Annotated in this window: 11 protein-coding genes; 5 read left to right on the forward strand and 6 right to left on the reverse strand. The window is 60.6% G+C overall.

The annotated features are described in order from the left end of the window. The first annotated feature begins 104 nt into the window (after nucleotides 1-104). The 5 genes from ACQZ5K_RS04165 to ACQZ5K_RS04185 all read left to right on the forward strand — a co-directional run bounded on the left by ACQZ5K_RS04165 (nucleotide 105) and on the right by ACQZ5K_RS04185 (nucleotide 5231). Entirely contained in the window at nucleotides 105-1112 is a 1008-nt protein-coding gene (locus ACQZ5K_RS04165; protein ID WP_175422111.1) for a tagatose kinase, read from the forward strand. Next, nucleotides 1109-2386: a D-tagatose-bisphosphate aldolase, class II, non-catalytic subunit gene (locus ACQZ5K_RS04170; RefSeq protein WP_137004591.1), complete on the forward strand. Its 1278-nt coding sequence runs from the start codon at nucleotides 1109-1111 to the stop codon at nucleotides 2384-2386. Before ACQZ5K_RS04165 ends, ACQZ5K_RS04170 begins: the two co-directional genes overlap by 4 nt. Before the next feature lie 124 nt (nucleotides 2387-2510). Next, nucleotides 2511-3383 (forward strand): carbohydrate ABC transporter permease, encoded by an 873-nt coding sequence (locus tag ACQZ5K_RS04175; protein ID WP_137004592.1) that lies wholly within the window; start codon nucleotides 2511-2513, stop codon nucleotides 3381-3383. A gap of 12 nt (nucleotides 3384-3395) precedes the next feature. Continuing rightward, a complete protein-coding gene (locus ACQZ5K_RS04180; RefSeq protein WP_137004593.1) occupies nucleotides 3396-4220 on the forward strand; it encodes a carbohydrate ABC transporter permease in 825 nt (274 codons plus the stop codon). 12 nt (nucleotides 4221-4232) lie between these two features. Next, nucleotides 4233-5231 carry an ABC transporter ATP-binding protein gene (locus tag ACQZ5K_RS04185; RefSeq protein ID WP_137004594.1) on the forward strand — a complete coding sequence of 333 codons (999 nt, stop codon included), beginning with the start codon at nucleotides 4233-4235 and terminating at the stop codon, nucleotides 5229-5231. A 247-nt stretch (nucleotides 5232-5478) separates the two neighbouring features. Here the strand turns inward: ACQZ5K_RS04185 and ACQZ5K_RS04190 are convergent, their stop codons facing one another. From ACQZ5K_RS04190 to ACQZ5K_RS04215, 6 genes are all read right to left on the reverse strand, one after another. Then, entirely contained in the window at nucleotides 5479-6555 is a 1077-nt protein-coding gene (locus tag ACQZ5K_RS04190; RefSeq protein WP_135399187.1) for an ABC transporter ATP-binding protein, read from the reverse strand. A gap of 4 nt (nucleotides 6556-6559) precedes the next feature. Further along, complete coding sequence (locus ACQZ5K_RS04195) at nucleotides 6560-7390, reverse strand: carbohydrate ABC transporter permease (protein ID WP_035228147.1); 831 nt, start codon at nucleotides 7388-7390, stop codon at nucleotides 6560-6562. Between the two features lie 3 nt (nucleotides 7391-7393). Beyond that, the gene (locus ACQZ5K_RS04200) at nucleotides 7394-8338 is read right to left on the reverse strand and encodes a carbohydrate ABC transporter permease (RefSeq protein WP_137004596.1); all 945 of its coding nucleotides are present in this window, start codon (nucleotides 8336-8338) and stop codon (nucleotides 7394-7396) included. A gap of 150 nt (nucleotides 8339-8488) precedes the next feature. Further along, nucleotides 8489-9748 (reverse strand): ABC transporter substrate-binding protein, encoded by a 1260-nt coding sequence (locus ACQZ5K_RS04205; RefSeq protein WP_137004597.1) that lies wholly within the window; start codon nucleotides 9746-9748, stop codon nucleotides 8489-8491. A gap of 38 nt (nucleotides 9749-9786) precedes the next feature. After that, nucleotides 9787-10959 carry a PLP-dependent transferase gene (locus ACQZ5K_RS04210; protein WP_137004598.1) on the reverse strand — a complete coding sequence of 391 codons (1173 nt, stop codon included), beginning with the start codon at nucleotides 10957-10959 and terminating at the stop codon, nucleotides 9787-9789. After that, nucleotides 10956-11648, reverse strand: coding sequence for a FadR/GntR family transcriptional regulator (locus ACQZ5K_RS04215; protein ID WP_175422112.1), 693 nt, complete (start codon nucleotides 11646-11648; stop codon nucleotides 10956-10958). The genes ACQZ5K_RS04210 and ACQZ5K_RS04215 overlap by 4 nt, the downstream gene beginning before the upstream one ends. Nucleotides 11649-11816: the final 168 nt, after the last annotated feature.

The raw sequence follows: 11816 nt of genomic DNA on the forward strand, positions 1-11816 counted from the left end.
GCAGCAGATATTTCATCCAATAATATCTTGACGCGCGTAAACTTTAACTGATATCCGAGAAAATAACAGACCGGAAATGCACCTGCCCGGCAGGACGGCAGCACATGCTTATGGAGGAGACGATGAGGCAGGCATCTACACTGGCGCCGCAGACCCAGGGCCCGACCATCACGGCGGGCGAAATCCTCGTGGAGATCATGGCGACGACGGTGGGAAACGGCTTTCTCGAGCCGCAAACGCTGATCGGCCCTTTCCCGAGCGGCGCACCGGCCATCTTCATCGACCAGGTGGCGCGCTGCGGCGGAGCCGCCGGCATTATTGCCGCGGTGGGTGACGATGATTTCGGCCGTCTCAATGTCGTAAGGCTGCGCGGCGATGGCGTCGACGTCTCGGCCATCGCCACCATAGCCGACCGGCCGACGGGCAGCGCCTTCGTGCGTTACCGGGAAAACGGCGCAAGGGACTTCGTTTTCAACATTGCCCATTCGGCGGCCAGCGAAACGCATATGACCGATGAAGCACAGGCTCTTATCGAAAAAGCGGGCCATGTGCACGTCATGGGATCGGCCTTTGCGATTGCCGGCATTGGCGAAATCATTCTCGAAGCCATCAGGAGCGTCAAGGGGCGCGGCGGCTCGGTCTCCTTCGATCCCAACATCCGCAAGGAACTGGCGCAGGGCGATGCCGGCCGCAGGCTGATCGACGATCTGCTTGAGATTACCGATCTTCTCCTGCCCTCCGGCGAGGAACTTCAGGCGGCCTCCGGACTGGATGACGAGGACGCGGCGATTGAAAAGCTGCTTGCGTCCGGTATCGGCGAAATTGTTCTGAAACGCGGCGCGGATGGCGCAAGCCATTTCAGCCGCGCCCATGGACGCATCGACGTCCCCGGCTTGCGGGTCCGCGAAATCGACCCGACCGGTGCTGGCGACTGTTTCGGCGCAACCTATCTCACCTGCCGTCGCCTCGGCATGCATCCGCAAAAGGCACTCACCTATGCCAATGCCGCCGGCGCGCACAATGTCACCCGCCGCGGCCCCATGGAAGGCGCCGCCAGCCTTTCCGAACTCGACGCCTTTCTGACCGCGCATCTGTCGGAGGAAATCCTGTGACCGGTATACTCGAAAATCTCGCCGCCGCGCGCCGCTCCGGCAAGCCCGCCGGCATCACCTCCGTCTGCTCCGCCCATCCCGTGGTTCTGCGCGCCGCAATCCGCCGCGCCGCCGCCGGCAAGACGCCGGTGTTAATCGAGGCAACCTGCAATCAGGTCAATCATCTCGGCGGTTATACCGGCATGACGCCACGGGACTTCGTCAGCTTCGTCAACAGCATTGCCGAGGAGGAGGGACTGCCCCGCGAACTGGTGATTTTTGGCGGAGATCATCTCGGTCCCAATCCCTGGCGCAGGGAACCGGCCGAAGAGGCGCTGACAAAAGCCGCCGCCATGGTCGAAGCCTATGTGGCATCGGGTTTTCGCAAGATTCACCTTGATGCATCGATGGGCTGCGCCGGTGAGCCGGCAGCGCTGGATGACGTCACCATCGCCAACCGCGCCGCCAAACTTGCCGCCGTTGCGGAAAAGGCCGCCACCGATGCCGGCCTGCCCAAACCGCTTTATATTCTCGGCACCGAAGTACCGGTGCCTGGCGGTGCCGACCATGTGCTCGACACGGTTGCGCCGACACAGCCGCAGGCGGCGCGCAACACCATCGACCTTCACCGCGAGATATTCGCGCAGCACGGTCTTTCGCAAGCCTTCGAACGGGTCATCGCTTTCGTTGTGCAGCCCGGCGTGGAATTCGGCAGCGACAATGTCGTCGCTTATGATCCGCAGGCCGCGGAAGCGCTGAGCGCCGTTCTGGACGGCGAACCGCAGCTGGTGTTCGAGGCCCATTCCACCGATTACCAGACCGAGCCTGCCCTTGCCGCACTGGTGCGCGACGGATATCCGATCCTCAAGGTGGGTCCGGGCCTCACCTTCGCTTACCGGGAAGCGCTTTATGCGCTTGATATGATCGCATCCGAAATGGTCGGCGCCTATGGCGACCGGCCGCTGGCGCGGACCATGGAAAAACTGATGTTGAGCGCGCCGGGCGACTGGCAGGGCCATTACCATGGCGACGACATCACGCTGCGATTGCAGCGCCACTATAGTTACAGCGACCGCATCCGTTATTACTGGACACGGCCGGAAGCGTTGCGGGCCGTTTCCGCCTTGCATAAGGCGCTGGATGGGAAGACAATTCCCGAAACCCTGCTGCGCCAATATCTCGGCGAATTACCGCTCGCCACAGTTGCGGGCGAAGACGCGGAAGAGATTTTGATCGCGGCTGTGGATCAGGTTCTGGCGACCTATCACGCGGCGACGGGCGAAGGCCGCCACTGACGGCAATCATAAATCCGGATGCCCCTGCGGCAGAGGCCGCCGGAGCGAAATGGGGGAAGTGCGAGCGGTATTCATCTGAAGTCCCGCTCAAACTCATAACTGTATCCGTGAGGGAGGACTACCAATGGCAACCCGAAACACAAGCGGATTAGCGCGGGTCATGCTTGCGCCATCGGTGCTGTTGTTGCTGGTGTGGATGATCGTGCCTCTGGCGATGACCCTTTGGTTCTCGTTCCAGAACTACAATCTCCTCAACCCGGCCAATGTCAGCTTTGCCGGTCTCTTCAATTACCAGTATTTCTATACCGACCCGGCCTTCTTCCAGTCGATCTGGAACACGCTTTTGATCGTCGGCGGCGTGCTTGCGATCACCGTCATCGGCGGCATCGCCATTGCGCTCCTGCTCGACAACGACATTTTCGGCCAGGGCATCGTGCGCATCATGATCATCTCGCCCTTCTTCGTCATGCCGCCGGTGGCCGCGCTGGTGTGGAAGAACATGATCATGCATCCCGGTTACGGCGTGCTTGCCGATCTCTCACGCTTCCTCGGTCTGCAGCCGGTCGACTGGTTTGCGCAGTTTCCGCTGCTCTCCATCATCATCATCGTCGCCTGGCAATGGCTGCCGTTTGCGACACTGATCCTGCTCACCGCCCTGCAGTCGCTCGATGGCGAACAGAAGGAAGCCGCCGAGATGGATGGCGCCAACTTCGTCAACCGCTTCATCTATCTGACCCTGCCACATCTGTCGCGCGCCATCACCGTCGTCATCCTGATCCAGACGATCTTCCTGCTCGGCGTCTATGCGGAAATCCTCGTCACCACCAATGGCGGCCCCGGTTACGCCTCCACCAACCTCGCCTTCCTCATCTATCGCACCGCACTTCTGGGCTACGACGTCGGCGGCGCTTCGGCCGGCGGCATCATCGCCGTCATCCTCGCCAATATCGTCGCCATCTTCCTGATGCGCGCCGTCGGCAAGAACCTCGACCGGTAAGGGGGAAACATCATGGCCCGCAAGACAACCACACGTGCAAAGATCGGCTTTTCCATCGCGGCCTGGGCCGTGGCGCTGCTGCTGTTCTTCCCGATCCTCTATGCCTTCCTCACCTCGATCAAGACCGAACCGGAGGCGATCGCCGGCTTCAGCCTCATTCCGTCCGGCACGCTGGAAAACTATGTGACGGTCCAGACCCAGCGCGATTACTTCAAGCCGTTCATGAACTCGGTGGTGCTGTCGCTCGGCTCGACGATCATCGCGCTGATCATCGCCATTCCCGCCGCCTGGGCCATGGCGTTCTCGCCGACCAGGCGCACCAGGGACATCTTGATGTGGATGCTCTCCACCAAGATGATGCCGGCCGTCGCCGTCTTGGTGCCGATCTATCTGATCTTCCGCAATGCCGGCCTGCTCGATACCCGCATCGGGCTCACCATCATGCTGACCTTCATCAACCTGCCGATCGTCATCTGGATGCTTTACACCTACTTCCGGGAAATCCCCGGCGAGATTCTCGAAGCCGCCCGCATGGATGGCGCATCCTTGTGGAACGAGATCGTGCATGTGCTCACACCAATGGCGGTTCCGGGCATTGCCTCGACGCTGCTCCTGAACGTCATCCTTGCCTGGAATGAATCCTTCTGGACAATCAGGCTGACCACCACCAATGCCGCGCCGCTGACGGCCTTCATCGCCTCCTTCTCCTCACCGCAGGGGCTGTTCTGGGCAAAACTCTCGGCCGCCTCGATGATGGCGATCGCCCCCATTCTCGTCATCGGCTGGTTCTCGCAGAAGCAACTCGTGCGTGGCCTGACCTTTGGCGCCGTGAAATAAGGAACGACAAACATGGGCAGCATTTCCCTTCAGAACGTGTCCAAGCTCTTCGGTGAGGCGAAAGTCATCCCGTCGATCGATCTCGATATCCATGACGGCGAATTCGTCGTCTTCGTCGGTCCCTCCGGCTGCGGCAAGTCCACGCTTTTGCGCCTCATCGCCGGGCTGGAAGATGTTTCCGGCGGCAAGATCGTCATCGACGGCAAGGATGTGACGGAAAAGGCGCCGGCCGAGCGCGGCCTTGCCATGGTGTTCCAGTCCTATGCGCTTTATCCGCATATGAGCGTCAGGAACAACATCGCCTTCCCGCTGAAGATGGCCAAGCTCGACAAGGCGGTTATCGATAAAAAGGTGGAAGATGCCGCCCGGGTGCTGAACCTCACCGATTATCTCGAGCGCCGGCCTTCGCAGCTGTCAGGCGGCCAGCGCCAGCGTGTCGCCATCGGCCGCGCCATCGTGCGCGAACCTTCCGCCTTCCTGTTCGACGAGCCGCTTTCCAACCTCGATGCGGCGCTGCGCGGCACCATGCGGCTGGAAATCTCCGAGCTGCACAACACGCTGAAGACGACGATGATCTATGTCACCCACGACCAGGTGGAGGCGATGACCATGGCCGACAAGATCGTGGTGCTCAACCGCGGCAATATCGAGCAGGTCGGCTCACCGATGGAGCTTTACCGCACCCCCGCCAACCTCTTCGTCGCCGGCTTCATCGGCTCACCGCGCATGAACTTGGTGACCGGCGATTATGCCCGCAGCAAGAACGCGACCACCGCCGGCGTGCGGCCGGAGCATTTAGTGCTGTCGAAGGAAAGCGGGCTGTGGCAGGGCAAGGTCACGGTGGCCGAACATCTCGGATCGGATACCTTCCTGCATCTCGAGGTGACCGGCATCGGGCCGATCACCGCAAGGACCGATGGCGAGTTCGAATGCAGGCATGGCGATACCGTGTTCATCACGCCGGATGACACCAAGATCCACAGGTTCGATGAAAAGGGTGCGGCGATCTAGGTGCTGACTTTCACAAGGTTTTTCATTCACAGCGGACCCGCAGGCGCGTGAACGAAAAATCCTGTGAAAGCTCACATCCAGCCGGAGCCTCCACAATAGACGACCGAAGGGCAATCTGATGCCACGGTTGGCGCGTTTGCGAAGGTTCTCAACGTTTCCAGCTTTCCGTCGCTCCGGCTTTAGCCAAAATGACGAAGGGGGCATACAACGGCACAGGAAACCCTCCCGCCGAGTACTATGCCAAACCTCACGCCTCCCCGATCCTCACGCCATTCCGATCAAAGACATGCAGCCTTTCCTGCGGGAAACCGACCCGCAGGGATTTACCCGGCTGCAACAATGCCCGGTCTGATGAAAACAGCTTGAACGGCAATCCATGCACGGTGAGGTGCAGGATGACGCCGAGGCCGGTCGGCTCGACCAGATCGACGGTTGCCTCCACACCGCCTTCAGCCGGTGCTACGGTGACATGTTCCGGGCGGATGCCGAGCGTGACCGGCTCGCCATCGGCGAGGTCCACTTCCCGGCCAAGCGCAAGGCGCGTGCCGTCACCCAGCACGACGAAACTGCCGCCATTCTCCTGCACGAGCCGTCCTTCGAGGAAATTCATGCCGGGCGAACCGATGAAGCCAGCGACGAAGAGATTGGCGGGACGATCGTAAAGATCGAGCGGTGCGCCGATCTGCTGCACATGGCCGGCATTCATGGCGACGATACGTGAGGCAAGCGTCATCGCCTCGATCTGGTCATGGGTGACGTAGACCGAGGTTGCGCCAAGATCGGCATGCATGCGTTTGATTTCGGCCCGCATCTGCTCGCGCAGCCGGGCATCGAGGTTGGATAGCGGCTCATCGAACAGGAAGGCTTTTGGCTGGCGCACGATGGCGCGGCCCATGGCGACGCGCTGACGCTGGCCGCCGGAGAGCGCCTTCGGGCGGCGGGCGAGATAGGGATCGAGGCCAAGTTTCGCGGAAGCACCGGCCACCGCCGCCGCGATGGTTTCCTTCGGGCTGCGGCGCAGGCGCAGGCTATAGCTCATATTGTCGGCGACACTCATATGCGGATAGAGCGCATAGGACTGGAAGACCATGGCGATATCACGATCCTTCGGCCGGCGATCATTGACGCGTTCGCCGTCGATGGACAGGTCGCCGGATGTTATCTCTTCAAGCCCGGCGATCATGCGCAGCAGCGTCGATTTTCCGCAGCCGGAGGGACCGACGAGGACGATGAACTCGCCATCCCTGATATCAAGATCGACGCCATGCAGCACGGCGAGGTCGCCATAGGTCTTGCCGACATTCTTCAGCTCGATGGAAGCCATGGGATTATCCTTTCACCGCGCCGGCCGTCAGGCCCTGCACGAGATAACGTTGAATGAGCAGGAAGAAGAGGCAGGCCGGAATGAGCGCCAGAACGCCCGCCGCCATCATCTGCCCGAAATCGACGGAGAATTTCGAAACGAAGGTCAGAAGGCCAACCGGGAAAGTGGCGCTCTGATTGCCGGAAATCAGCATCAGCGCAAACAGAAGCTCGCTCCACGCGGCGGTGAAGACGAAACCGAGCGTCGCGGCAATGCCCGGCAGCGTCAGCGGCAGGATGATCTGGCGGAAGGCCGTAAACCGGCTCGCCCCGTCGATCATCGCCGCCTCTTCCAGATCCTTCGGAATGCCATCGAAGAACGACTGCATCAGGAAGGTGGCGAAGGGCACGTTGAAGGCGGTGTAGACGATGACGAGGCCCGTCAGGCTGTTGGTGAGGCCGAGGGGCGACAGCATCTTGAAGATCGGTGCGACCAGCATGACCAGCGGAAACATCTGGGTGATCAGCATCAGGGCGACAATCCAGTATTTGCCCTTGAAACGGAAGCGTGACAGCGCGTAACCCGACAGCGAAGAGAGTATCGTCACGGCAATTGCCGTGGAGCCCGCGACGATGACGCTGTTCTTAAAAAACGTCGGGAAGGCGCTGTTTTCAATGACGAAACGATAATGATCCCATGTCGCCCGCGATGGCCACATCCTCACACCTTCGCTATAGAGCAGATCATTCGGCGTCACGGACACCTTGAGCAGCCAGAACAGTGGGAACAGTGCAAAGGCGATATAGGCAAGGATCGCCAGACGATGGGCAAGGGTGAGAAATATCCTTGAGGTCATCGGTCAGTCCTTCTCGATCAGGCGCTGGCGCAGCAGCACGATCAGCATGGAATAGGCAAGCAGCAGCACCAGCAGCACCAGCGCGATGGCCGAGGCATAACCGAAATCCAGACGCCGGAAGGCCTGCGTGAAGATGTAGCTGGCGACGATCTGCGTGCGGTCGGCCGGCCCGCCATTGGTCATGACGATGATGAGATCGGCGAAATTGGCGATCCAGACGGTGCGCAGCAGGACGGTGATGGCGATGGTGGGCGCCAGAAACGGCAGGGTGATGGAGGTGAAACGCTGCAGCGGGTTTGCCCCGTCAATTTCCGCCGCCTCGTAAAGATCGCGCGGGATGGCCTGAAGTGCTGCCAGCAAAGTGATGGCGAAGAAAGGAATGCCCCACCAGACATTGGCGATGATCGGCCCCCACATGGCAAGCTGCGGATCGGCGAGGATATTGTTGGGTGCGGATAACAGCCCGAGCGAAACCATCCAGTGCGGCAGCGGCCCAATGACCGGATTGAACAGCCACGCCCAGTTGAGGCCAGCAAGAAATGTCGGAACGGCCCATGGCAGGAATACCAGCGCCTGCGCCAGTCCCCTGCCCGCGAAGGGTTTATCGAGCAGCAGCGCCAGAATGAGGCCGAAGAAGAATTGCAGGAAAACCGAAGCGCCGGTCCACCATAGCGTGTTTTTCAGCGCCCGGTAAAAGGCCGCATCCTGCGACAGCGCCTCCAGATGTTTGAGGCCAACGAAACCGCCGGAAAACGGATTGAGCAGCTGCACATCGCGAAAGGCATAGGAGAGGCCAAGCACCAGCGGCACCAGCATGACCGCGACGATGAGCACGAGGACCGGCGCGCTGTAAAGCCACGGTTCGGCCCAATCGGCAAACCGCCGCATCGCAGGCTTGCCGGCCGGTTTGCGCGCAGCCACCGGCCCGGCGCCATGGGCATAGGACATTGTATCGCTCCCTGATCGGACGACGGAACGGACGGGTTTTCCAGCCTCTCGGCTCACCGATCCGAAAAATTTCTATGAAAAGGCCTGTCGCAGCGAAGGCCGGCAAGACTGCCGCACGGGCATTTGCGCCCGCACGGCCGGTCAATGTCGTTACTTCGAGGCCAGGAACTTCTGCTGCGCCTTGGTCATGTAATCAGCCCATTGCTTGGCAAGGTCCTCCGGCGTGATATCGCCGAGCAGCGCTTCCTGCGATGTCTTGATCACAAGCGAATCCTTGAAGAAAGCGAATTCCTCGAGATAGGTCGGCATCGTCGTCGGCACGGCGTTCTTGTCGGCCAGTTCATCGAACCAGCCCTTGAACTGCTCGCTGGCGTAGAAGGGGTCCTTCTCCGCCGACTTGTGCACCGGCAGCGCACCGGTCTTCTTGTTCCACTCGATATTGCCTTCCGGCCCTTCAAGCGTCTCGATCAGCTTCCAGGACAGGTCCTTGTTTTCGGATTTCGACATCATCGACCAGCCGGCGAAACCAATCGTCGGGAAGGTCTTGCCGTCAGGTCCCTTCGGCATGGTCATGACGCCGAAATCTTCCGGCTTCATGCGCTGGGCAATGGCGATCAGCGCATCCGGGTCCTGATCGAGGAAAGCGCAGGTGCCGGAATAAAAGCCGGCAACGATCTCGTTGAAACCCCAGTTGACGCTGTCCTTCGGCGCGTAACCGTTCTTGTAGAGATCGATCACATAGGTCAGGCCCTTCACCCAGCCGGTGCTATCGAAGGTGGAGGTGCCGTCCTTGGTGAAGAACTCGTTCGAACCGGCCATGGATGCGCCGAACATGACCCAGCCATTCAGCCCGCCCGGGCCGCCGCGCAGGCAATAGCCATATTTGCCGGGAAGGGCCGCGACCTTCTTCGAGGCATCGGCGAATTCGTCGAGCGTCTTCGGCGGCTCCTTCACGCCGGCCTGTTCCAGCAGCTTCTTGTTGTAGAACATGGCGCGGAGATAAAAGCCGTAGGGCAGCATATAGGCCGTGTCCTTCACGTCACGGCCGAGTTCCAGCGTACGGTCACTGAGGCCCGCGGTGTGTTCCCACTTTGCGAGATAAGGCTCAAGGCTTTCGAGTATGCCGTTATTGGCATAGAGCGACAGCCAAGTATCAGGCATTTCCATCACATCGGGAATATCGCCCGCAGAGACCATGGTGGCGAATTTCTGGAAAGCCTCGCTCCATGGAAGCGAGATGATTTCCACCTTGGTGCCGGGATTGGCCGCTTCGAATTTCGAGACGATGCCTTTCAGCGTTTCGGTGCGTTCCGGGCTGGTGATGACTTCCACCAGTTTCAAGGTCGTGTCCGCCAGCGCCGTTCCGGTCATCAGGGCGGTGAAGATTGCTGCTGTTACCAGTTTTTTCATGTCGTTCTCCCCTTTTTTGTCGTCAGTTTAAAAACGCGTCAGGCGGCGGAGGCCGCCTTGATCGCCGGTTCGAGATCGTTCCAGAGGGCTTCCGTGCCCTCCAGCCCGACATGCAGGCGCACCGAACGCGCGCTGATGCCGAAGGTGTGGGCGGAGTTTGGCTGCGCCTTCTGTTCGAGCACCACTTCGCCGGGGACGATCAGGCTTTCATGCCCGCCCCAGGAAACACCCAGCTTGAAAAGCTTGAGGCGATCGGCAAAAGCGCGCACATCCACCCCTTCCTTGAAGATGAAGGAAAACAGGCCCGACGTGCCGTTGAGACCCGGCGGCAGGTGGTTCGCCAGCCCGGGATGGCAGACGGTTTCCACCACATCCAGCGCGTGAAGACGCGTTGCGATATCCAAAGCCGAGGCCTGATGCGCCTTCATGCGCAGCGGCAGGGTGCGAAGCCCGCGAATGAGCAGCCAGGCATCGAAGGGTGACATCTTGCCACCGAGATAGGGATAGGTTTCCGCCCGGATGCGGTCGATCATCGCCTTCGAACCGGCCACCACGCCGGAAACCACATCGCTATGGCCGCCGAGATATTTCGAGGCCGAATGCACGACGAGATCGACGCCGAGCGAGATCGGCTGCTGGAAGACCGGGCTTGCCCAGGAATTATCGATGACGGTGACGGCGCCATGCCGCTTGCCGATGGCCGCCAGCGCGCCGACATCATGGGCTTCCATCACCCAGCTCGTCGGGCTTTCCATGTAAAACAGCTTTGCGCCCGGCATCGCCTTTTCAACCGCCGCCTCATCGCGGCCGTCGACATAGGTCACTTCGATATTCATGCGCTGCATGAAGGTGCCGAACAGGCGAAACGCGTCGGGATAGACATGGCGGACGGCAACGATACGGTCGCCGGGAGAAACGAAGGACAGCACGGTGGAGGAAATGGCCGACATGCCGCTTGCAAAACCGAGCGCATCTTCGGCACCTTCCAGCTTCGCCAGCATCTCTTCGAACAGCCGCACCGTGGGGTTCAGCCCGCGCGTATAGACCGGCCGCACCTTTTCGCCGCGATAGGTGGAGACCATCTCGTCATAGCTGGAAAAGGTGAAAAGCGAGGTCTGCACGATGGGCGGCACCACGGCCTCAAAGGCGTGGGCCTCGTCATGCGCAACGATAAATGAGGCGGGATCGAAGAGATCGTTGCCATGGTTCATTTCGACATGTCCTTGATATCTTCCTCGACGACAGCGAGGATTTTCAATGTTTCTTCCCGCGCCTTTTCCGCATCCCCGGCGGCGATCGCGTTGAACAGCGTGCGGTGAAAGGGAAAGGAGCGGCTGGCGAAATCCGGCCGGTCAAAGGGTTTCGACCAGAAGCGTTCGAAACCTTCACGCATCTGCTCCAACAGCTGCTTGAACAGCGAATTATGCGTGGCGTCATAGATAGAGAGGTGAAAGGCGAGGTCCGCCTTGCCAGAGGTTCCCTCGGCCAGATGCACCCGCTCCATCTCATCGAGCCGTGCTTCCATGGTGGCGATATCGTCTGCCGTGCGGCGGCGCGCAGCGGCCATGGAGGCCTCGACCTCGATGCCGCGCCGCACTTCCAGCGTCATCAGCAGCGCATCGCGCAGGCTTTCGGCATCGATGGAAATCGGCATATGCACGGTGGCGGCGGAAATCGGCTTCAGCAGATAATTGCCGCTGCCCTTGCGGCTATCGATGACACCGAGCGCCTGAAACTTGCGGATGACTTCGCGAATGGTGGAGCGGCCAACACCCAGCGCCGCCATCAGTTCCCGCTCGGCCGGCAGCCGGTCTCCAGCCTTCAGCCCTGCCCGCTCCACATAGTCGGAAAGCGCGGCCTCCACCTGGCGCACGCGGTCGCTCGGTGGAATCGGCTGCATGAGTTCCCGGCTGGACCTGTCCAAGACGCACCCTCTAAATTGGTCTGACATCTTACCATTTCAAACGGGATGTCGATTGTCAACCGGCAAGGCGGCCGTGCGTGCACACCATTCTGCTGGAGCCGCGAAAGAGTACCGGCGCAACCGCTCGATACGGAAAAAGGTCGA

Source organism: Agrobacterium sp. 22-226-1, assembly GCF_053522345.1.